The sequence below is a fragment of the Xanthomonas maliensis genome, assembly GCF_009192945.1.
Classification (GTDB): Bacteria; Pseudomonadota; Gammaproteobacteria; order Xanthomonadales; family Xanthomonadaceae; genus Xanthomonas; species Xanthomonas maliensis.
Genome location: NZ_NSET01000068.1, coordinates 57,046 through 78,829, shown reverse-complemented (window position 1 = coordinate 78,829; position 21,784 = coordinate 57,046). Strand labels below are relative to the sequence as shown.

Genomic DNA, 21,784 nt, shown 5'->3' with positions numbered 1-21,784 from the left:
CGCCCCGTCGCGCCCGGGGCGCTCCTACGGCCGCGGGTTTCTCAGATGAAACGTCGCATCGCGCCGCATCACTTCTCCACGAAGGCGCGCTCGAACACGTAATGGCCGGGCGTGCCGATCCGCGGCGAGGTCTGGAAACCGCGCGAATCCAACAGCGTGCGCAGGTCGGCCAGCATCTGCGGACTGCCGCAGATCATGAAACGATCGTTGGCCGGGTCCAGGGTCGGCAGTCCCAGGGTCTGCTGCATGCGGCCGTCGGCCATCAAGTCGGTCAGCCGGCCGCGATTGCGGAACTCCTCGCGGGTCACCGCCGGGTAGTACAGCAGCTTGTCGCGCAGCAGTTCGCCCAGAAACTCGTGTTGCGGCAGCTCGCGTTCGAAATACTCGCGGTAGGCCAGATCCTGCTCGAAGCGCACGCCATGGGTGAGGATGACCTTGTCGAAGCGCTCGTAGGTTTCCGGGTCCTTGATGATCGACAGCCACGGGGCCAGGCCGGTGCCAGTGCCCAGGAGATAGAGATTGCGTCCGGGGTGCAGGTCGCTGATCAACAGCGTACCGGTGGGCTTCTTGCCGACCAGGACCTTGTCGCCGGGCTGGATGTGCTGCAGCCGCGAGGTCAGCGGACCATCGGGCACCTTGATGCTGAAGAACTCCAGCTGCTCTTCCCAGTTCGCGCTGGCGATCGAGTACGCCCGCAGCAGCGGACGGGTTTCCGTCTCCAGGCCGATCATCACGAATTGGCCATTCTCGAAACGGAATCCGGCGTCGCGAGTCGTGGTGAAGCTGAAGTAGGCATCGGTCCAGTGGCGGACCTCAAGCACCGTTTCGGCGCCGAAAGCGGAAGACATCGTGGACGTTCGTTGGCAGGGGACGGGGCATTTTAGCGCATCTGCAAGAGATGAGAATGAATCTCATGTGTTGCGGCCGCAGCCATCGACGCGACCTGACGGGCACTGGCTCGGAATGCCCGCGAGCGGCCACACCCGCTGATGACCTCAGCGGTAGCCGGCCGCCTGCAGCTCGAACAATTCGGCATAGCGGCCGCCCTGTGCCATCAGTTCGGCGTGCGTCCCGTTGGCCTCGATGCGGCCGTCGGCCAGCACCAGGATGCGGTCGGCCATGCGCACGCTGGAGAAGCGGTGCGAGATCAGCACCGCGGTGCGCTGGTCCGACAGTTCCTTGAAGCGCTCGAATACCTCGTACTCGCTGCGCGCATCCAGCGCCGCGGTGGGCTCGTCGAGAATCATCAGCTGGGCGTCGCGCATGTACGCGCGGGCGATGGCGATCTTCTGCCATTGTCCACCGGACAGGTCCACGCTGTTCTTGAAACGGCGGCCGATCAATTGGTCGTAGCCGGCGGGCAGGGCGTCGATCAATTCGCTGGCCATGGCGCGCTGGGCGGCGGCGCGGATCCGCGCCGCATCGTCCATTGCCTCGACCCGGCCAACGCCGATGTTCTCGCCGACGCTGAGGTGGTAGCGCACGAAGTCCTGGAAGATCACCCCCAGGTTGGCGCGCAGATCGTCCAGGTCGTAATCGCGCAGGTCCTGCCCGTCCAGCAGGATGCGGCCTTCGTCCGGGTCGTACAGACGTGCCAGCAACTTCACCAGCGTGGTCTTGCCGGCACCGTTTTCGCCCACCAGCGCCAACACCTCGCCGGCGTGCAATGCGAAATCCAGATGCCGCACGGTCCATTGCTCGGCATCGGGATAGCGGAAACCCACGTCTTCGAACACGAAACCCTGGCGGATCGGCCGCGGTACCGGCAACGCGTTCGGACGCGAGCGGATTTCCGGCACGATGCGGAAGAACGAGTACAGATCGTCCAGGTACAGCGCCTGGCCGGCCACTTGCGAGAAACCGATCAGCAGCCCCTCCATCAATTGCCGCAGACGCAGGAAACTGCCGGCCAGGAAGGTCAGGTCGCCGATACTGAAATCGCCGCGCACGGTGCGCCAGGCGATATAGCCGTAGGCCAGGTAGTAGCCCGCCGTTCCCAGGGCCGCCAGCAGCGTGCCCCACAGCGCCCGCTTGCGTGCCAGCGCCCGGTTGGCGCGGAAGAAACGGTCTGCCAGTCGCCGGTAGCGGGCGATCAGGAAGCGGTGCAGGTTGAGGATCTTCACTTCCTTGGCAGTCTCGACGCTGGCACCCACCTGACGCAGGTAGTCGAGCTGGCGTCGCTCCGGAGTCCATTGGAAGTTCAGCGAGTAGCCGAGGGCATTGAAGTGGGCTTCGCCGATGAAGGCCGGGATCAGCGCCACGGCCAGCAGTGCGATCAACCACGGTGCATACACCAACAGGCCCACGGCCAGGCTGATGACGGTGATGCTGTCCTGCACCTGCCCGAACAGCTGGCTCATCAGGTTCATGCGGTTCATGGTCTGGCGTCGCGCGCGGTCCAGCTTGTCCTGCCGGTCCGGATCCTCGAAGTCCTCCAGATCCAGCTGCGCGGCGTGTTCCATCAGGCGCACGCTGGCCGCGTTGTTGAACAGCTCCGACAACAGCGCATCGGCATAGCCGACCAAGCGGCCGAGCAGGTCCGAGCCGATCGCCAGCGCCAGCTCCAGCGCCAGCAGTTCCAGCAGGCGATTCAGGCGGCCGCTGGTGAGCGCCTGCGACAGCGTCTCGAAGGCCGTAGGCTGGCCGACCAGATGGATCGCCTCGTCGATGATCAGCTTGCCCACGTACAGCGTGGCCACCGGTAGCACGGCGCGCAGGATGCGCAGGCCGATGCTGCTGGCGCTCAGCCAACGGCTGGTCTGCCAGATCTGGCGCAGGAACGGCGGCAGGTTGCGCATGGCGTCCAGGCGCTCGCGCAGGGTAGGGCCAGGACGGGCGGCGGGCGCGTGGGCGCCGGAGGAGGAGACGGGCATCGGCATAGTGTGCCGGCTGCGGCGTCGGCGCGGAGTGTGGACATGCGCTGCCGCCGCGCATCCCGGGCAGCGGTGGGCGGGTCGCCGTGGTGGCACGCAACGCTGCTTTCCCTGCGCTCGCCGGACCGGCCCGCGGTTTGGACTAAAATGACCGGATCGCCCCGCAAGCCGTAGAGCCAGCCGTGACCTCGATCAAGCAGGAAGACCTCATCCAGTCCGTCGCCGATGCGTTGCAGTACATCAGCTACTACCACCCGGTCGACTACATCAAGAATCTGTCCGCCGCCTACGAGCGCGAAGAATCGCCGGCCGCCAAGGACGCCATTGCGCAGATCCTGATCAATTCGCGCATGTGCGCCGAAGGCCACCGCCCGATCTGCCAGGACACCGGCATCGTCACCGTGTTCCTGGAAATCGGCATGAACGTGCGCTGGGACGACGCCACGATGGGCGTGGAAGACATGGTCAACGAGGGCGTGCGCCGTGCCTACAACCATCCCGACAACAAGTTGCGCGCCAGCGTGCTGGCCGACCCGGCCGGCAAGCGCGCCAACACCAAGGACAATACGCCGGCAGTGGTCAACACCAAGATCGTGCCCGGCGACCATGTCGAGGTGATCGTCGCCGCAAAGGGCGGCGGCTCGGAGGCCAAGAGCAAGTTCGCCATGCTCAATCCGTCCGACTCCATCGTCGATTGGGTGCTCAAGACCGTGCCCACCATGGGCGCCGGCTGGTGCCCGCCGGGCATGCTCGGCATCGGCATTGGCGGCACCGCCGAGAAGGCGATGCTGCTGGCCAAGGAGGCCTTGATGGAGCCGATCGACATCGTCGACCTGCAGGCGCGCGGCGCCTCCAATCGTGCCGAAGAGCTGCGGCTTGAGCTTTACGAGAAGGTCAATGCACTCGGTATCGGCGCGCAGGGCCTGGGTGGCCTGACCACCGTGCTGGACATCAAGGTCAAGGATTATCCGACCCATGCCGCCAACCTGCCGGTGGCGCTGATCCCCAACTGCGCCGCCACCCGCCATGCGCATTTCACCCTGGATGGCAGCGGCCCGGTGATGCTGGATCCGCCGTCGCTGGAAGACTGGCCCAAGCTCACCTACAACCCGACCAATGCGCGCCGAGTGAACCTGGACACCATCAGCAAGGAGGAAGTAGCCAGCTTCAAGCCGGGCGAGGTGATCCTGCTCAACGGCAAGCTGCTGACTGGCCGCGATGCCGCGCACAAGCGCATGATCGACATGCTCAACCGCGGCGAAACCCTGCCGGTGGATTTCACCAATCGCTTCATTTACTACGTCGGCCCGGTCGATCCGGTGCGCGACGAAGTGGTGGGCCCGGCTGGCCCGACCACCGCCACGCGCATGGACAAGTTCACCCGGCAGATGCTGGAACAGACCGGCCTGCTCGGCATGGTCGGCAAGTCCGAGCGCGGCGATGCGGCGATCGAGGCGATCCGCGACAACAAGGCCGTCTATCTGATGGCGGTCGGCGGTTCGGCCTATCTGGTGTCCAAGGCGATCAAGGCCGCGCGTGTGCTGGCGTTCGAGGATCTCGGCATGGAGGCGATCTACGAATTCGAGGTCAAGGACATGCCGGTGACCGTCGCGGTGGATTCCAGCGGCGAGTCGGTGCACAAGACTGGCCCGCGCCAATGGCAGTCGCGTATCGGCAAGATTCCAGTGGTGGTCGAGTAACTGCGGCGATCGAGCCGGCTGCACCGCGTTGCGGAGGTGCGGCCGGTGCCTGCGAGCGGCATGCGCGACGCGTTCCTGCGGCACCCGTGAAGACGCCGCCGTGATGTGCGCACCCCGGTGCAGCGGGTATTGCACGGCGCAGGTCGTCGACGACCCGGTAACGCAACGACAAACGCAGTAGACCGCGCAGGCCTTGCCAGCCCTGCGCGCCTTTCCCAATTTATCCCGGAGCCCGCATGGTCGCCACGTTGTATCACTCGCCCAGCACCGCCGCTCTGGTCGTGCATTGGCTGTTGATCGAACTGGATGTGGCGCACACGCTGCATTCGCTGGACTTCGCTCAGCGCGATCACAAATCGCCCGAGTATCTGGCACTCAATCCGGCCGGCGTGGTGCCGACCCTGCTGCTGGACGGGCAGGTCCTGACCGAGGCAGCGGCGATCGTCCTGCACCTGGCCGACCGGTACCCGCAGGCCGGGTTGGCGCCCACGGTCGGCACACCGGAGCGCGCGGCGTATTACAAGTGGATGTTCTTCTGCGCCAACACCCTGCAGCCGGCGTATCGCGCCTGGTTCTATCCCGACGAACCCGCCGGTGCCGCGCATGCCGATGACGCCCAGGCGCAGGCGCGGACGCGGCTGGAAGCGGCCTGGGGCCAGGTGGATGCGCATCTGCAGGCGCACGGCCCCTACCTGCTTGGGCAGCAGCTGTCGGCGGCCGATTTCATGCTGACCATGCTGATGCGTTGGTCGCGCGACATGCCGCGGCCGACCGACACCTGGCCGGCGCTACAGGCGCATGCGCAACGGATGAAGGCGCGTCCTGCCTTTCAGGAAACCTATCGCCGCGAAGGGTTGACGGACTGGACCTGACGCGCGAATGCCGCATCGCTTTGTGCGGGTCATCGGTGCGCATGATGGTGCGCGATCACGCGCCCGGCTCGATCCAGAGCGCTGACTCAGCTTCGTCACCGCGAGAGAGGCCGACGCACGAACGCATCGGCTTCATCCTGGCAGCGCATCGATGGGACGTCGGCAAGCCGCGCACGGCGTGACTGCGTTAGTGCGACCAAGCCGCGATGGGGCCGCGTTAGAACCACTCCAGCAACGACACGCCCACGCCGATGTAGGTCGCCTTGTGGTTGTAGTCGATCATGCTTTCGCCGTAGCCATCGAACACCTGCACGTGCCCGCGCAACAGGTTGGTGATCGGGAAGCCGTAATCCAGCTGCACCGAGCCATGCGAGCGATCGCCGCCGCGTAGCGAATGCCGCGCGATCAGCGCGAACTCGTGACCGTCCTTGTTGTAAACCAGGGTGGCATCCCCGCGGCCCATGTAATCCTCGATATCGGGATTGTTGTCGTCGGCGCGGTCTTCCTTGATGCGGAACCACGGGCGCAGTGTCAGCGCCCAGTTCTCGCGATCCAGCCCGAAGTTCAGAATCACCCGGTTCCACGAGCGCGACAGCGGGTCTGCGCGCCCATTGGACATGTGATTGAGGCTGATGCCGCTCATGCGGCCCTTCCAGCCGAACAGGCTGTAGTTATTACGAAACACCAGCATCGCTTCCGGCTCGTAATTGGTCTCGCGGAACGGGCGCGACGCTTCGGCGTTATAGGCCTGCCAGCGCGAGCTCTGGGTATAGCCCATCCAGATATCGCCGTTGTCGCCGAAGAGATCCTCCGCGACCTTGGTCTTGAAGCTGAGCTGGAACTTGAGCTCGGTGCTGTCCAGGGTCTGCGGCGTGTTGACCGAGTTGGCCGGATTCGGCGACTGCGGGGTGCGATTGATATCGCTGGTCCAGAACGCCGGCAGCAGATACACCGGCTTGTAGCCGCGCAGTTGGAAGGTGCCGAGCTTGGAGTCCTTGGCCAGCTCCCAGCGTCGGTCCAGCAAGGAGCCGCGTCCCGCGTTGGCGACGGCTTCTTCCTGCGGCACATTCTCACCATCGGCATGGAAGAAGTCACCGACCCGGCTGATCACACGGGTGTCGTCGAGCTTGGCGGCCTGTTTGGCCGATTGCGCGGCGGCATCGGCCTGCTGGGTTGCCTGCGGTGTATATCCCAGCGCTTGGTCGTAACAGGCCAGGCGTGCGGCGTCCGAGGTCACGGACGTACACGCTTGCGGGGTGGCCGGCTGCGGCGCGATTTCCTGCGCCTGCGCCAACGGCGCGGCGGCCATGGCGATCAGCATCAAGGGGCGGGTACGGGACTTGGACATGGACGGTCTGGCCGGGGAAAGAGCGCCAGGCAGGCGCAGAGGCGGCAAGCTTAACGGTCGTGCTTGCATACGCTGTGTGTACACGGCGGCATAACATCCTCGCCGGTTTGCAAGCCGTCTCCCGCTGTCGAGCGAGCACTCGTCGTCGATTCGGAAGTGGACGTCTCGGTGCGCCCATTCCCCGGCGTGGGCGACCGTTAGAAGAACCAGGCGATCGCAAACACGCCCAGCATGCACATGCCGAGCGCCAGCTTGGTTGCGGTGCCGAGCACGATCCCCAGCCAGGTACCGATGCCGACCCGGGTGGCTTGACCACTCTTGCGGGTCTGGTAGTACTCGCCGAGCCAGGCCCCGAGGAACGGGCCGGCCAGCAGCCCGATCGGCATGAAGAAAAGGCCGACCACGGTTCCGATCACCGAACCCCAGAGCGCCAGCTTGCTCGCGCCGACCCGCTGCGCGCCGTAGAAGGTGGCCAGGAAGTCGATCACGAAGGACAGCGCAGTGATCAGGCCCAGGATGACCAGGGCAGCCCAGCCCACGTGCTGTAAGCCGTCCGCCCACGCCGCGAGCAGCAGGCCGGCAAAGACCAACGGGAGGCCTGGCAAGGCCGGCAGCAGCACGCCGGCCAGGCCGATCAATACCAGTGCGCCGGCCAGGACGTAGTAGACGACGGTGCTATCCATGAAGGTTCAGAAATGTCCTGTTTCAGGCTTGACAAAAATCCGCAAGGGGTGCTTGAAAATTGGTTTTGCGCGGGTTAAGTTGCAGCCGCTGCTGTTTGCAAAGGTCACCGTGAATCGTGGCCTGATGCAGTTGATCGACCGATCCGCTACATCGTCGTACCTCGCTTCCTCCTTGCAACCAGCCACCGCCGCCAACCCACCACAGTGTCGTAGGGAGTCAGTCGAGATGTCCAACGTCGAGCGCGAGAATGGGGTCGTGAAGTGGTTCAACGATGCCAAGGGCTTCGGATTCATCAGCCGCGAGAATGGCGAGGATGTGTTCGTCCATTTTCGGGCCATCCAGGTACAGGGCTTCAAGAGCCTCAAGGAAGGTCAGAAGGTCAGCTTCACCGTCGTGCAAGGCCAGAAGGGTCTGCAGGCCGACGCTGTGCAGGTGATCTGAGCGACGCGCTTGCCCAAGGTTCCAGATAGCAAAAAGGCCCAGTCAGTGACGGGCCTTTTTGCATTGCTGTCGCGCGTGCGGTGTTGCTCAGCGCGTGACGGTGCTGCGGGTCAGCGCAGAACCACCTTGCCGTTGACAACGCGGACATAGGCGTTTTCGCGCACACCGGCCAGATCGCGCTGGTTGACCACGATCACGCGTCCGTCGTCCATGCGCACCTGCACATCGTAGCTCTCGCTGGTCACATTGTTCTGGATGGCATTGCCGGCCAGCGCGCCTGCCGCGGCACCCGCGACGGTGGAGACGTTCTTGTTGCCCTTGCTGCCGCCGGTGCCCTCGGAGATCTGGCGGCCGGCAACGGCGCCGACGATGCCGCCGAGAATCGCGCCAGTCCCGTTCGGTGCGCTGCGGGTCGGTGCCACCGTGTCGATGCGGGTGACGATGCCGCAATCCACGCAGCGTGCCTGCTGCCCATATCCGGAGTCGTAGCCGCGGTTGTTGCCGTAGCGCGGCTGAGGAGTGGCGCAACCCGCCAGGGTCGCGGTGACGGCCAGGCCGATGACAAGCAGTCGGGTCTTCATGATGGATCTCCGGGTGGTTCGTGAAGCGGTTAGGACCGCGGCGCCGCCATCCTCGGATGCCACAGGTGAACGGATTGCCAACTGGCCGACTGCAGGCTTAACGAAACGCGAGCATGGATTTCACCGGAAGTCACGGTGGCAGTCGCTGCATACACCGTCGATGCGTGCCTGCAACGGCCGTACATCGGCACAGCGCGCGGGCTGCGCCAGTGCCTGGTCCAGCGTCGATCGCAAGGCCTGCGCATGCTCGGCAAAGCGGCGGTCCTCGCCGAGCGTGCCGAAGGCCGGCTGCAGATCGTCGGCGAGCAATCGCAGGGTCTGCAGGCGGCGTTGCAGGACCGCCGGCGTGCACGTGGCAGAGGTCGCCTGTAGCTGGCGCATCTGCAGTGCCATCACCTGCATCAGGCTGTCGGGCACTGGGTCGCGGCGGGCCTGCAGGGCGCGTGCGGCCATCACCGTGCAGATCAGGCCAATGACCAGGCCCAGGATCAGCATGAAGAGCAGGCGGGCGGAGTGGGACTGGGCGGTCGGCGGAGCGGTCATGCAGGGTTCCCGTGGCGGGGCCGTGAGCGGCGCGTAAAATAGGCAGATGAAAGCACATTGGCGTGAACGCTTTGCCGGTATCGACCGGCTGTATGGGGCCGGGACGGTAGAGCGCCTGGCGGCGTGCCGGGTGGCGGTGGTCGGATTGGGCGGCGTGGGCTCATGGGTAGTGGAAGCGCTGGCGCGGACCGGGGTCGGCCAGCTGCGCCTGATCGATGCCGACGATCTGTGCGTGTCCAATACCAATCGCCAGTTGCCCGCACTGGCTGGGCAGTACGGGCGCAACAAGGCGCAGGCCATGGCCGAACGCTGCCTGGCGATCAACCCGGACATCGCGGTCGAGGCCGTGGAGGCGTTCCTGATGCCGTCCAATATCGCCAGCTTGCTCGGCGAAGGCATCGACCTGGTCATCGACGCCTGCGACAGCTTCCGCGTCAAGGTCGAGACCATCGCCTGGTGTCGGCGGCGCAAATTGCCGTTGCTGACGGTAGGGGCCGCTGGCGGACGCACCGATCCCACCCTGGTGCGGGTGCGTGACGTCTCGCGCACCGAGCACGACGCCATGTTGGCGCTGATCCGCAAGAAGCTGCGCAGCGAGTTCAACTTTCCGAAGAATCCGCAGCGCTATTTCGGCGTGCCGGCGGTCTATTCGCTGGAGAACGTCAAATATCCACAAGCAGACGGCAGCGTGTGCGGGATCCGTCCGCAGCTGGACGCCGATGCCACGCTCAAGTTGGATTGCGGTGCCGGGCTGGGGGCAGCGACGCACATCACCGGCGCCTTTGCCTTCGTGGCGGCGGGCAAAGCCATCGAGATGCTGCTCAAGTCCAAGGCCAGGGCCGCTGCGGAGCCAGTGAGCGCCAGCTAGGCGGCGCTCGCTCGCCGACCGTTGGACGGCGTCGCTCGGCGCGCGTCATTCGGGGAGTGCGAACAGGCGCCGTGCATTGGCCGTGGTCTGGCGGGCGATCTCCGCCGCCGGCTCGTCGCGCAGCTGCGCAATGCACTCCAACACGGTGCGCAACCGCGCCGGCTCGTTGCGCTGGCCGCGGATGTCGCTATCGGGTTGATCGGGCGCGTCGGTTTCCAGCAGCAGATGCTGCAGCGGCATGCGCGCGGCCAGGCCGCGCAGGCGGTTGGCGCGCGGGTAGGTCACCGGTCCGCCAAGGCCGATCAGGAAATCCAGCTTCCATAATTGCTGCGCTTGCTCGGGGCTACCGGCAAAGCTGTGTACCACGCCGCGCAAGCCGCCCACGGCCTTGATGCGCGCAATCACTTCTTCCACCGCGCGACGCGCGTGCACGATCAGCGGCAGATCGTAGCGTTTGGCCAGCCGAAGTTGTGCCTCGAAGTAGCGACGTTGGGCCGGGCCATCGAGTGCGGGCAGGTAGAAATCCAGCCCGCACTCGCCGATTGCGCAAGGGCGCTCGCGCTCGATCCATGCCTCCAGTTCGTCCAGATGCTTCGGTCGATGCTGCTCCAGAAAGATCGGATGCAAGCCGTAGGCGGGATGCAGGCCCGGCGCCCGCATGCAGGCCGCACGCAGGCCAGGCCAACTGGCGGCGGTGACTGCCGGAATCACCTGCGCCACGATGCCGGCGCGCTGGGCACGGGCGATCACCGCGTCGCGGTCGTCGTCGAAGCTGTCGGCGTCGAGGTGGCAGTGGCTATCGATCAGCTGCATCAAGGCTGGCGCGCAGCGACGTCCAGCGGTTGCTTGCGCTGCTTCCAGTTGGCCAACAACAGCGTGACCGTGCCGAACAGCAGCTCGTCCACCAATGGAATGGGATCGGGCAGCAACACGTCCACCAGCAGCAGCGCTGCGGCCAGTTTGAACAACGTGGGGTAGCGCAGGCGGCTAGCCCAATGCAATGCACGAGACGCAATGGGATGACGCATAACGTGCTCCTTTTGTTAGGAATCGATGAAATAACTGATAGCTGAACTTAACCGCGCTCTTCATGAGCGAGGGCGTTTTGGTTCAGGGTTCGCATGGTGGAATCACGGCCGTCAACAACGCGGGATGTCCGCAGGGAGCTGGTGATGAAGAGCAATACGACAACTATACTGGTCGCTGCTGGTGCATTGCTGGTCGGAGGCGTGGCTACCGCTGCCTTCATGAACAACCGTCCGCAATCGGGCGACTACGTCGCCAATGGACAACCCGCACCGCGCGGCCTGGAGTACGCAGACGTGGTGCGCGTGGCACCGATCACCCAGCGCGAGCCGCAGTACGCTCAGGTGATCAATAGCAATGCGGTCCGTGAGACGACCACCAGCAGTTCGCCGCGCGAAGTATGCCGCGATGTCGTGGTGCAGGAGCGTCTGCCGGAGCGCGACGGCAACGTTGGCGGCACCGTGGCCGGCGCATTGATCGGCGGCCTGGTCGGCAATCAGTTCGGCAGCGGCAATGGCCGCAAGCTGGCGACCGCGGCCGGCGCGGTAGGCGGTGGCTTCATCGGTAATCGCATCGACCGCAACCATGTCGGCGGGCGCGTGGTCGACCGCACCGAGCGCCAGTGCCATACCGAGAGTGCCAATTCGCAGTCCTCGCGCGTGGTCGGTTACGACGTGACCTACCGCAATGCCGATGGCACCACCGGCACCATGCGGATGGACAGCAAGCCGGGCGACCGCATCTCGCTGGGCGATGCCGATAACGTGGTGGCCTACGATGTGACCTACCGCTATGACGGGATGGAGAAGACCGTGCGTATGAACGACAAGCCGGCCAGCGATCGCCTGCCGGTCGTCGATGGGCAGCTGGTGACCCAGACCGCCTCGGCCGTGGATAGTCCGGTCGCGCGCGTGGATGGCGGTAGCACCCGCCAGTAAGAGCGCTGCGGTCGCGTGCCGCAGACCGACCACAGGCAACAGATACAGGAGCCGGCACTGCCGGCTCTTGTGCGTTCTGCCGTGGTCGATGCCGGCAATGGCCGGTAGATGTGGATAATCGGCTTTGACCCTGAGGATGGAGGCGAGCATGCCGGTGCGGCCCGATGATCTGTTGGATGTGCAGGCCTTGCTGAGCGAGGAGGAACGTGCCATCCAGGCGGCCGTCGCACGGTTTACCGATCACCAGGTGCTGCCGGTGATCGGTGCGGCGTTCGAGGACGGTCGGTTTCCGCGCGAGTGGATTCCGGAATTGGCGGCGCTCGGTTTGCTGGGTGCGAGTTTGCCCATCGCCGAGGGCGGTGCCGGGCTCGGTGCAGTGGCTTATGGCCTGATCTGCCAGGAACTGGAACGCGGCGACAGCGGAGTGCGCAGCTTCGTCAGTGTGCAGTCCTCGCTGTGCATGTACCCGATCCACGCCTACGGCAGCGAGGAGCAGCGCCGACGCTGGTTGCCGGAGATGGCCAGCGGGCGGGTGATCGGCTGCTTTGGCTTGAGCGAGGCGCAGGGCGGGTCGGATCCGGCAGCGATGACCACCCGCGCGGTCCGCGACGGTGATGGGTGGCGTTTGACTGGTGCCAAGTTGTGGATCACCAATGGCAGCATCGCCCAGCTGGCGATCATCTGGGCGCAGACCGACCAAGGTGTGCAAGGTTTCCTGGTCGACACCACCAGCGCCGGCTTCAGCGCCCAGGACATCGGCCACAAGATGAGCCTGCGCGCATCGGTGACCTCGGCGCTGTTTCTGGATGCGGTGGTCGTGCCCGAACCCATGCGTCTGCCGCAGGCACAGGGATTGAAGGCGCCGCTGAGTTGTCTGAGCCAGGCGCGTTACGGCATCGCCTGGGGCGCCATCGGCGCGGCGATCGCCTGCCTGCGCGAGGCCTTGGCCTATTGCGGCGAACGGATCCTGTTCGGACGTCCATTGGCGGCGACGCAGAGCGCGCAGATCAAGCTGGCCGACATGGCGCGGCAGATCGCCACTGCCCAAGTGCTGGCCTTGCAACTGGGCCGGTTGAAGGAAGCGGGTAAGGCGCAACCGGAACAGATCTCGCTGGCAAAATGGAATAATTGCCGCATGGCGCTGGACGTGGCGCGTGGTTGTCGCGACTTGCTCGGCGCCGCTGGCATCACGACCGAGCACGCCGCCATCCGGCATGCGCTGAATCTGGAATCGGTGATCACCTACGAGGGCACCGAGACGGTGCATCAGTTGGTGGTGGGACGGGCGTTGACGGGACTCAGCGCATTCTGACGAGGAGCGGGTGTTGATCGGCAAGGACGTGATGAGGCGCCTGTGTGGCGCGGTGTGGACACTGACGTTGGTGACGGCGTCGCTGGGCGTCGGCGCGCAGGCGCGCGCCAGCGAGGCGCCGACCATGGCGCCGGCCCCCGGCTGGGTGGTCGCCGACGCGGTGGCAGACACGGTGCAGGGGGCAGGCGGACTGCGTTATGAGCTGGTGTCCGATCAAGTCGATCTGACCGGCCGCCGCCCGCAATGGTACCGACGCATCAGCTACACCGTGCAGCGCGAAAAGAGCCTGGACGACGCCGGCCAGATCGCCATCGATTACCAGCCGCAGTACCAGCAGCTGGTGCTCAACAGCTTGGAGGTCTGGCGCGACGGCAAGCGCCTGGACCTGTCGCGCACGGCGCATTACGCCAGGTTGCGGCGCGAGAGCGGCCTGGAGGACGGGTTGATCGATGGGGCGGCGACGCTGTCGATCACCTTGCCGGATCTGCGCGTGGGCGACCGTGTGGACTACGGCGTGACCATTACCGGTAGCAATCCGGTGTTCGGGCAGGGCTACTACGATGTCTTCGATGCACGTTACGGTGTGCCGTTAGGCGAACGCCGCGTGCGCGTGCGGTACCCGGCCACGCTGCCGCTGCGATGGCGGGTCGGCGCGCCGGGCTTCAGTAAACGCGTGCAGCGGGAGGGGGAGGTGACGGTGCTGGATATCAGCGCCAAGGCGCTGCCTGGTGTGCACAGCGAAGACGACACCCCGCGTGGAGTGGATCCGTATGGCGTGATCGAACTGTCGACCGCCAGCAGCTGGCGTCAGGTCGCCAACTGGGCGGTCGGTCTGTATCCGCGCACCTTCAGCGATCGCAAAGTGGCCGACCGGATCGCCGAGACGCTGCAACTGCGCAGCGGCGATCCCGAACAGGCCTTGCTGCGGGCAGTGGCGTTCGTACAAGGCGAGATCCGCTACGTCGGCCTGGACATGGGCGAGAACTCGCATGCGCCGCATGCCCCGGAGGTGACCTTGCGCAATCGCTATGGCGACTGCAAGGACAAGGCCACGTTGCTGATCGCCTTGCTCGACCTGGCCGGCATCCGCGCCGAGCCGGTGCTGGTCGATAGCGATGACGGACAGTCGCTGGATATGCGCGTGCCCAGCCCGATGGCGTTCGACCATGTGGTCGTGCGCGCGCACCTGCCGCAGGGCGAGGTCTGGGTCGATGCCACTCGCGATCGCGAACAGGGGGCGCTGGCGCAGCGGGTGCCGCTGTCGTTCAAGCGCGGTCTGCCGGTGCTGCCGGACCAGCCCGGCCTGGTTGAGGTGCCTGCACCGATGCCGCTGGAGCCGCAGATCGAGGTCAACGAAGAGGTGTCGATCTCGCTGCGTAAGCTGCAGCGGGTGGCGACCTTCTCGGTGGTCACCGACTATCGACAGGGACGCGGCGAGCGTATCGCGTCCAGCTTCGAGGACGACGGCGCCGAGGCCGTGGGCGAGCATTACCTGAAATACATGCAGCAGTACTACACCGCGCTGACCCAGGTGCGCGCGCCGACGCTCGACGACAGCGACCCGCTGCGTCTGCGCACTGAAGAGCACTACCGGCTGGAATGGCCCAAGAGCGAAGGCGACGAGGTCGGTTTCCCGTTGTTCCAACTCAGCGATTGGATGGACGAACTGCCGACCGCGCCGCGTCGCCTGCCGTTGGCCCTGGGGGGCCCGCGGCTGGCGCGCCAGACCGTGCGCGTGCAGACAGATCCACAGGTGTGGGTAGCGCCGCAGCGCACGGTGGTGGCCAATCCCTGGTTCCGCTTCTCGCGGACCATCGGTATGCAGGACGGCCGTGTCGTCATCGTTGGCGAATGGCAACGCCTGTCCGACCGAATACCGCCGGAGGAACTTAAGAAGGCGGCGGCGGACATGGAACGCGCGCGCGATCTGATCTATTTCAACCAGGACGTGTCGGCGGTCGCGCAGCCTCGTGCCCCACAGATGTCCGGGCAGGCCTTCGTGCCGTTGCTGACCGGTCTGGGCGCGTTGGTGGCGCTGGTGCTGTCGTGCCTGGCGTGGGGACGGTTCGGCGGGTTGGGGGCCATGCTGTTCGATCCCTATGGGCTGGCCGCGCGCATGCCGCAGCAGGTGTGGCTGGGCCGCAGCGCGTGGGCGGTGGCGATGCTGGAGGCCGGCCTCAGCAGCTGGACGTTGCTGCATCCGCGTCCGTGGTGGCTGGTGGCGCTCTGCGCGGTGGTGCTGTTGGGCCTGAGCGTAGCGTTCAGTGCCCTGCTGCCGCGGGTGCTGCGCTGGATGGGGGCAGTGGTGCCGACGCCACCGTTATCGGTGCTACTGGGTGCGCAGCTGCCAGGCTTGATCTGCGCGCTGGCGGCGTTGGTCGCCCTGGGATGGGAGGTTGAGTTGCTCGGGCGGCCTGCGAGCAACGCAACCGAATTGGTGCGCCTGGCGATGTACCTGCTGCTCACCTTGCTGGGAACGCTCTGGTGGGCGGTCTGCGCGGTGCAGGCATTGGCGGGAGCGACCGGCTGCGGCCGCGCACGCGCGCTGGGCGCCGTGGCGCTGGGCGTGACCGCGCTGGCGATCCTGACGGTGCTGGTCGGGGTGCCGCTCGGCCTGCTATGGATGCAGTTCGGCGGGACCGGGTGAGCATACCGCGCGCCCCGATCCGCCACGGCGTCCAGCGTGCCGGGGCTTTGCAAAGCTGCAGCGGGCTGTGACACTGCCCACCCTTGTCGCGCTGTTGCGGAGCCCGTTGATGTCGAGTGTGCGTCCCCCGTTGACCGTGCATGGCATGTCCCGCTCGGGCAATTGCTACAAGGTGCGCTTGCTGCTGGAGCAATTGGGCAGCCGCTACCACTGGGTGGAGGTCGACAGTGTCGCCGGGCAGACGCGGACGCCGGAATTCCTGGCCAAGAACCCCAATGGTAAGGTGCCGATGGTCGAGCGCGATGATGGGCGCGTGCTGACCGAATCCAACGCCATCCTGTTCTGGCTGGCCGAAGGCACTTCTTATCTGCCGGCCGACCCCTGGCAGCGCGCCCAGGCGTTGCGTTGGATGTTTTTCGAGCAATACAGCCACGAACCCTACGTGGCGGTAGCGCGCTTCATTCGCCTGTGGGAGCCGCAGGACAGTCCGCGCCAAGCCGAGCTGGGCGCGCTACAGGCGCGCGGCGCGCAAGCGCTGGCTGTCATGCAGCAGCACTTGCAGGCGCAGCCATGGTTCACCGGCGCCGATTACGGCATCGCCGACATCGCCCTGTTCGCCTACACCCATTGCGCGCAGGACGGTGGTTTCGATCTGCAGCGCTGGCCAGCCGTGGTCGACTGGCTGGCGCGCGTCCGCGCCGTCCCGGGGCATGTGCCGATGCCGGCAGCGGGCACGGTGTCGGCATGAACGGCCGCAAGGAGGGCTGAGCATGTGTGGATTGGCAGGGGTGCTGCTCGCATCGCCGCGTTTGCATGGCGATCAACTCGAGGGGCTGGTGCGGCCGATGGGCGCGGCCCTGGCCCATCGCGGCCCGGACGATGCCGGCAGTTGGTGCGATGCCCAGGCCGGCATCGCGCTGGCGCATCAGCGCCTGAGCATTCTCGATCTGTCGCCGCTTGGGCACCAGCCGATGCGCTCGGCCGATGAGCGCTACGTGCTGGCCTATAACGGCGAGATCTACAACTTCGCCCAACTGCGCGCCGCGTTGGCCGCGCTGGGACATCGCTTCCGCGGGCATTCCGATACCGAGGTGCTGCTGGCCGCGGTCGTGGAATGGGGGCTGGAGGACACCTTGGCGCGCTGCAACGGCATGTTCGCGCTGGCCCTGTGGGATGCGCGCGATCACTGTCTGTGGCTGGCCCGCGATCGGGTCGGCAAGAAGCCGCTGTATTACGGCTGGGCCGGCGACAGCCTGGTGTTCGGCTCCGAGCTGAAGGCCTTGTGGCAGCATCCGGAGTTCGACAACGGCGTCGATCGCGATGCGCTGACGCTGTTGCTGCGGCTGGGCTACATCCCGGCACCGGCCTGCATCCATGAGCGGACCTTCAAGCTGATGCCCGGGCGCGTGCTGCGGCTGGATGCGCAGACCGTCGCCGCCGGCGCGGCCGCACATCGTCCCGATCAGGCCCAGCAGCCGTTCTGGAACGCGCGCGAAGCGATGCAGCGGGCCTTGGCCGCGCCGTTCGCCGGCAGCGACGCGCAGGCAGAAGAGCAGCTGGATGCAGTGCTGCGTGATGCGGTGGCGTTGCGCATGGTGGCCGATGTGCCGGTCGGGGTGTTCCTGTCCGGCGGGACCGACTCGTCGGTGGTGACGGCGATGATGCAGGCGCAGAGCAGCCAGCCGGTGCACACCTTCAGCATCGGCTTCGAGGGCTCGCATCACGACGAAGCGCCGCTGGCGCGCGAAGTGGCCGAGCACCTGCGCACCGATCACACCGAACTGTATGTCAGCGGCGCCGACGCGTTGGCGGTGGTGCCGACCCTGCCGGACATGTTCGACGAACCCTTCGCCGATGCCTCGCAGGTCCCTACTGCGCTGGTCGCACGGCTGGCGCGCGGCGGGGTGACGGTGGCGCTGTCCGGCGACGGTGGCGACGAGCTGTTCTTCGGTTATGGCCGCTACCAGCGCGCCCTGCGCAACTGGCGCATGCATGGGCTGGTGCCGGCGCCGTTGCGTCGACTGATGGCGGCCGCCGCCCGCCATCATGGCGAGTCCTCGCGCACCGGCGGGCTGGCTGCGTTGGTGGCCGAGGCCGGCGCACGTGGCATCGGCGATATCTACCGCAACCGCATCTCGCGCTGGCGCAATCCCGCTGCGGTCGTGTTGGGTGCGCGCGAACCGGACAGTTTCTACAGCCTGGCCGATCCGCTGCATGGCTCGGGAACGCCGGCCGACGCGATGATGCTGGCCGATTTCGCCGCCTATTTGCCGGACGATCTGCTGTGCAAGGTGGATCGCACCACGATGGCGGTCGGGCTGGAGGCGCGCGCGCCGTTGCTGGACTGGCGCGTGGCTGAATTCGCCTGGTCGCTGCCGCTGTCGCTCAAGTTCCGCGATGGGGTCAGCAAGTATCTGCTCAAGCGCGTACTGGGGCGCTATCTGCCTGAGGGCATGGTCCACCGCGGCAAGCGCGGTTTCGGTGCGCCGGTCAGTGCCTGGTTGCGTGGCGAATTGCACGGCTGGGCCGACGATCTGCTCGCCCATGGCAGGCTCGAACGCGAAGGGGTGTTCGCTGCCGACACCGTGGCCACGCTTTGGCGCGACTTCAATGCCGGCGAGCGCAAATGGCATACGCATCTGTGGACGGTGTTGATGTTCCAGGCTTGGCAAGCGCATTGGCGCGGCCAGCGCGCCAGCATCGGGCGGTGACTGGCGGCAGCGGCTGCTTCACCGTGTGTGCGCGCAGGCCTGGCTACAGTCGCGTGGTCTTCCACGGAGCCATTCCATGAGCAAGCTCACCATCGCCGTATTGGTCGGCAGCCTGCGCGCCCAGTCCTACAACCGCCAGCTGGCGCGTGCACTGGAGCATCTGGCCGGCGACAAGGCCGTGTTCGAATACCTGCAGATCGACGACATCCCGTTGTACAACCAGGATCGCGATCAGGACTTCCCAGCGGCGGGCCGCCGACTGAAAGAGCGCCTGCGCGCTGCCGATGCGGTCCTGTTCGTCAGCCCGGAGTACAACCGTTCGATTCCCGGCGTGCTCAAGAATGCGCTGGATACTGCGTCGCGTCCGTACGGAGAAAATGCGCTGGCCGGCAAGCCGGCTGCAGTGGCTGGCATTTCGGTCGGTGCGATCGGCACGGCGCTGGCGCAGCAGCATCTGCGCAATGTGCTGGCGTACCTGAACGCGCCTGTGCTTGGTCAGCCGGAGGTCTTTCTGCAGTACAAGGAGGGCATGTTCGGTGCCGACGATGCGCTCACCGATGCCGACACCCGCAAGTTCCTGCAAGGCTTCGTCGACGCCTTCCTGGACTGGATTCCGCGTCACCGCCGCTGACGCGGGCGACAGAGGCGCGACAGGGCGGTCGGCTGGTCGCGGCTGCTGAGACGGTGCGCGGCGAGCCTACGCAGTGTGGCTGTGCACCGGTTATCCACAGACTTGTGCATGGTCCTCGCCGCCGGCGATGACTATGCTTCCTGCCCCCGTCTCTTCTGCGTCAGGCTGTTCGTCCATGTCCGCTCGTCCCGGCTTCCGTTCCAACCGCAATCGCGATCGCGACGGCGACGATTATGACCGTCCCGAGCCGCGGCTGGACCAGTTACGGGTCCCGCCGCATTCGGTCGAGGCCGAGCAGGCGGTGCTCGGCGGCCTGATGCTGGCGCCGGAAGCCTTCGATCGGGTCAATGACCAGCTCACCGAAAACGACTTCTATCGCCGTGACCACCGGCTGATCTATCGCGCCATCCGCGAGCTGGCGGAAAAGGACCGGCCGTTCGATGCGGTGACCTTGGGCGAGTGGTTCGAGTCGCAGGGCAAACTCGAACAGGTCGGCGATGGTGCCTACCTGATCGAACTGGCCAGCACCACGCCGTCGGCGGCCAATATCGCCGCCTATGCCGAGATCGTGCGCGACAAGGCGGTGCTGCGGCAATTGATCGAGGTCGGCACCACCATCGTCAACGATGGCTTCCAGCCGGAAGGGCGCGACAGCGTCGAGTTGCTGTCCTCGGCCGAAAAGGCGGTATTCAAGATCGCCGAAGCCGGCGCGCGTGGGCGGACCGACTTCGTCGCCATGCCAGGCGCGCTGAAGGATGCCTTCGAGGAGTTGCGCAATCGCTTCGAGAACGGCGGCAACATCACCGGTCTGCCGACCGGCTATAACGATTTCGACGCGATGACGGCCGGTCTGCAACCCACCGACCTGATCATCCTCGCCGCGCGTCCGGCGATGGGCAAGACCACCTTCGCGCTGAACATCGCCGAATACGCCGCAATCAAGTCCAAGAAGGGCGTGGCGGTGTTTTCGATGGAAATGTCCGCCTCGCAGTTGGCCATGCGCCTGATCTCGTCCAATGGCCGCATCAATGCGCAGCGGCTGCGCACCGGTCAGCTGGAAGACGAGGACTGGGCGCGGGTCACCGGCGCGATCAAGATGCTCAAGGAGACCAAGATCTTCATCGACGACACCCCGGGCGTGTCGCCGGAGGTGCTGCGCTCCAAATGCCGCCGGCTCAAGCGCGAACACGATCTGGGCCTGATCGTGATCGACTACCTGCAGCTGATGTCGGTGCCGGGCAACAGCGAAAACCGCGCGACCGAAATTTCGGAGATCTCGCGCTCGCTGAAGGGCCTGGCCAAGGAACTCAACGTACCGGTGATTGCGTTGTCGCAGCTCAACCGTTCGCTGGAAACGCGTACCGACAAGCGCCCGGTGATGGCCGACCTGCGCGAATCGGGCGCAATCGAGCAGGACGCGGACATGATCGTGTTCATCTACCGCGACGACTACTACAACAAGGAAAATTCGCCGGACAAGGGCTTGGCCGAGATCATCATCGGCAAGCACCGCGGTGGTCCCACCGGTTCGTGCAAGCTCAAGTTCTTCGGCGAATACACCCGCTTCGACAACCTGGCCCACGACGCGGTCGGCAGTTTCGAATAACGCGGCGCTGCGGTCGGTGCTGGCGAGCACGCGCTCGCCGCTACCAGTGCCCGCGCGCTGGCCTGGTGCTGGGACAAGCGGTCAGAGGTGCCGATTAAGAGCAGCTGACAAAACTACTGCGCAGCCGCCAGGCTGGCGCGGCCGGTGCTCGGAATCCTCATGGACCACTCGTACACTGCGGTTCCTGCGCGCCGTCCGCGCCCACCTGACGGCTGCTCCCTACGTTTTGTTAGCCGCTCTAAGGCATGAGTTGACCGAGGACGGGAGGCATCACATGTCCGCTTCCCTGCAGGGGCATGAGCCGTGCTGCGCACGCTTAACCCTATTTGGACCGTCAACCCTTAAAGGAGCATTCGATGGAATCTAACCACATGGTGCATGCCGTCGATCATATTGGCTTTGCGGTCAGCTCATTGGAAGAAGCCATTCGCTTCTGGACAATCGGACTTGGGTTCACTCTTGAACGTCAGTCGGAAATGGGCGGGAAGTTCCTTCTGCAAGTCACCGGCACCGCCGATCCGAGCGTGCGAACGGCGATAGTCAAAGGTCCAGATGGCAGTCGAATCGAGTTGCTGGAATATTCGCAGGGCGACCGCCACGGCATCACCCCAGCTACGGCATCGGCGATTGGCTCAGCGCATTTGGCATTGAGAGTGCAAGACATGCACGCCGTACTTGGACGCATTGAGCAAGCGGGCTGGCAAGCAAGAGGTGAGCCCCAACCGATTCCCGCAGGACCGCGCAAAGGTACTCTGGTTGTGTATGTAACCGGGCCGGACCATATCACTTTGGAGTTGATGCAGGCCGATCCAGGCTGATGAGTAGCTTCTTGCTGACCGCCCCCATTTCCATGTCATGAGCGCTGCCGTTGCAGCGGACAACTCAGGCTTACAAGAACAAGATGCCTGGCGGACTGCGGAGCGGATTGATGCCACCAGCGAACGAGAGCGGTGGCAGGCGGTGCACGGGTGATAGCGCCTTGCAGGCCGCCGGGCGCGGGCAG

The 21,784-nt window shown here is 65.7% G+C and carries 20 protein-coding genes and 1 other RNA gene; 13 read left to right on the top strand and 8 right to left on the bottom strand.

Features of this window, described 5'->3' with window-relative positions; translation table 11 throughout:
• Nucleotides 1-68 precede the first annotated feature (68 nt).
• Both CKY51_RS20005 and CKY51_RS20000 read right to left on the bottom strand, forming a co-directional pair.
• The gene (locus CKY51_RS20005; RefSeq protein ID WP_022973499.1) at nucleotides 69-848 is read right to left on the bottom strand and encodes a ferredoxin--NADP reductase; all 780 of its coding nucleotides are present in this window, start codon (nucleotides 846-848) and stop codon (nucleotides 69-71) included.
• 147 nt (nucleotides 849-995) lie between these two features.
• Nucleotides 996-2,873, bottom strand: coding sequence for an ABC transporter ATP-binding protein (locus tag CKY51_RS20000; protein WP_152249747.1), 1,878 nt, complete (start codon nucleotides 2,871-2,873; stop codon nucleotides 996-998).
• Between the two features lie 182 nt (nucleotides 2,874-3,055).
• Between CKY51_RS20000 and CKY51_RS19995 the strand changes: the two genes are divergently transcribed.
• Entirely contained in the window at nucleotides 3,056-4,573 is a 1,518-nt protein-coding gene (locus CKY51_RS19995; protein ID WP_022973496.1) for a fumarate hydratase, read from the top strand.
• A gap of 236 nt (nucleotides 4,574-4,809) precedes the next feature.
• On the top strand, nucleotides 4,810-5,445 hold the full coding sequence (locus CKY51_RS19990; protein ID WP_022973495.1) for a glutathione S-transferase family protein: 636 nt from the start codon (nucleotides 4,810-4,812) through the stop codon (nucleotides 5,443-5,445).
• 217 nt (nucleotides 5,446-5,662) lie between these two features.
• Here the strand turns inward: CKY51_RS19990 and CKY51_RS19985 are convergent, their stop codons facing one another.
• Both CKY51_RS19985 and CKY51_RS19980 read right to left on the bottom strand, forming a co-directional pair.
• The gene (locus tag CKY51_RS19985; protein WP_152249745.1) at nucleotides 5,663-6,793 is read right to left on the bottom strand and encodes a phospholipase A; all 1,131 of its coding nucleotides are present in this window, start codon (nucleotides 6,791-6,793) and stop codon (nucleotides 5,663-5,665) included.
• 197 nt (nucleotides 6,794-6,990) lie between these two features.
• The gene (locus CKY51_RS19980; RefSeq protein WP_152249743.1) at nucleotides 6,991-7,476 is read right to left on the bottom strand and encodes a DUF456 domain-containing protein; all 486 of its coding nucleotides are present in this window, start codon (nucleotides 7,474-7,476) and stop codon (nucleotides 6,991-6,993) included.
• A gap of 226 nt (nucleotides 7,477-7,702) precedes the next feature.
• On the opposite strand from CKY51_RS19980, the gene CKY51_RS19975 reads away from it, so the two are divergent.
• Nucleotides 7,703-7,918: a cold-shock protein gene (locus CKY51_RS19975; protein ID WP_152249755.1), complete on the top strand. Its 216-nt coding sequence runs from the start codon at nucleotides 7,703-7,705 to the stop codon at nucleotides 7,916-7,918.
• 110 nt (nucleotides 7,919-8,028) lie between these two features.
• On the opposite strand, the gene CKY51_RS19970 is transcribed toward CKY51_RS19975, so the two are convergent.
• Nucleotides 8,029-8,499: an outer membrane lipoprotein gene (locus tag CKY51_RS19970; RefSeq protein ID WP_022973490.1), complete on the bottom strand. Its 471-nt coding sequence runs from the start codon at nucleotides 8,497-8,499 to the stop codon at nucleotides 8,029-8,031.
• Nucleotides 8,500-8,619: 120 nt separating this feature from the next.
• Entirely contained in the window at nucleotides 8,620-9,042 is a 423-nt protein-coding gene (locus CKY51_RS19965) for a hypothetical protein (protein WP_022973489.1), read from the bottom strand.
• Between the two features lie 46 nt (nucleotides 9,043-9,088).
• Here CKY51_RS19965 and CKY51_RS19960 point away from each other — a divergent pair, with 46 nt between their 5' ends.
• Nucleotides 9,089-9,910 (top strand): tRNA threonylcarbamoyladenosine dehydratase, encoded by an 822-nt coding sequence (locus CKY51_RS19960; RefSeq protein ID WP_022973488.1) that lies wholly within the window; start codon nucleotides 9,089-9,091, stop codon nucleotides 9,908-9,910.
• Nucleotides 9,911-9,955: 45 nt separating this feature from the next.
• On the opposite strand, the gene CKY51_RS19955 is transcribed toward CKY51_RS19960, so the two are convergent.
• The gene (locus tag CKY51_RS19955) at nucleotides 9,956-10,723 is read right to left on the bottom strand and encodes a TatD family hydrolase (protein ID WP_022973487.1); all 768 of its coding nucleotides are present in this window, start codon (nucleotides 10,721-10,723) and stop codon (nucleotides 9,956-9,958) included.
• Nucleotides 10,723-10,938 (bottom strand): DUF6116 family protein, encoded by a 216-nt coding sequence (locus CKY51_RS19950; RefSeq protein WP_152249741.1) that lies wholly within the window; start codon nucleotides 10,936-10,938, stop codon nucleotides 10,723-10,725. The genes CKY51_RS19955 and CKY51_RS19950 overlap by 1 nt, the downstream gene beginning before the upstream one ends.
• Nucleotides 10,939-11,082: 144 nt before the next feature.
• Between CKY51_RS19950 and CKY51_RS19945 the strand changes: the two genes are divergently transcribed.
• The 9 genes from CKY51_RS19945 (at nucleotide 11,083) to CKY51_RS19905 (ending at nucleotide 21,599) form a co-directional block, all read left to right on the top strand.
• The gene (locus CKY51_RS19945; protein ID WP_022973485.1) at nucleotides 11,083-11,874 is read left to right on the top strand and encodes a glycine zipper 2TM domain-containing protein; all 792 of its coding nucleotides are present in this window, start codon (nucleotides 11,083-11,085) and stop codon (nucleotides 11,872-11,874) included.
• Between the two features lie 136 nt (nucleotides 11,875-12,010).
• Nucleotides 12,011-13,186 carry an acyl-CoA dehydrogenase family protein gene (locus CKY51_RS19940; RefSeq protein WP_022973484.1) on the top strand — a complete coding sequence of 392 codons (1,176 nt, stop codon included), beginning with the start codon at nucleotides 12,011-12,013 and terminating at the stop codon, nucleotides 13,184-13,186.
• 124 nt (nucleotides 13,187-13,310) lie between these two features.
• Entirely contained in the window at nucleotides 13,311-15,833 is a 2,523-nt protein-coding gene (locus CKY51_RS19935; RefSeq protein ID WP_425479898.1) for a DUF3857 domain-containing transglutaminase family protein, read from the top strand.
• A gap of 109 nt (nucleotides 15,834-15,942) precedes the next feature.
• Nucleotides 15,943-16,581, top strand: a complete 639-nt coding sequence (locus tag CKY51_RS19930; RefSeq protein WP_031340375.1) for a glutathione S-transferase family protein — start codon at nucleotides 15,943-15,945, stop codon at nucleotides 16,579-16,581.
• 22 nt (nucleotides 16,582-16,603) lie between these two features.
• The gene (asnB, locus tag CKY51_RS19925; protein ID WP_022973481.1) at nucleotides 16,604-18,544 is read left to right on the top strand and encodes an asparagine synthase (glutamine-hydrolyzing); all 1,941 of its coding nucleotides are present in this window, start codon (nucleotides 16,604-16,606) and stop codon (nucleotides 18,542-18,544) included.
• A 76-nt stretch (nucleotides 18,545-18,620) separates the two neighbouring features.
• On the top strand, nucleotides 18,621-19,175 hold the full coding sequence (locus CKY51_RS19920) for an NADPH-dependent FMN reductase (RefSeq protein ID WP_152249737.1): 555 nt from the start codon (nucleotides 18,621-18,623) through the stop codon (nucleotides 19,173-19,175).
• 175 nt (nucleotides 19,176-19,350) lie between these two features.
• Nucleotides 19,351-20,781: a replicative DNA helicase gene (locus CKY51_RS19915; protein WP_022973479.1), complete on the top strand. Its 1,431-nt coding sequence runs from the start codon at nucleotides 19,351-19,353 to the stop codon at nucleotides 20,779-20,781.
• A 159-nt stretch (nucleotides 20,782-20,940) separates the two neighbouring features.
• A non-coding RNA gene (locus tag CKY51_RS19910) (sX9 sRNA) lies at nucleotides 20,941-21,016 on the top strand.
• Between the two features lie 121 nt (nucleotides 21,017-21,137).
• Entirely contained in the window at nucleotides 21,138-21,599 is a 462-nt protein-coding gene (locus tag CKY51_RS19905) for a VOC family protein (RefSeq protein ID WP_152249735.1), read from the top strand.
• The last annotated feature ends 185 nt before the right edge of the window (nucleotides 21,600-21,784 follow it).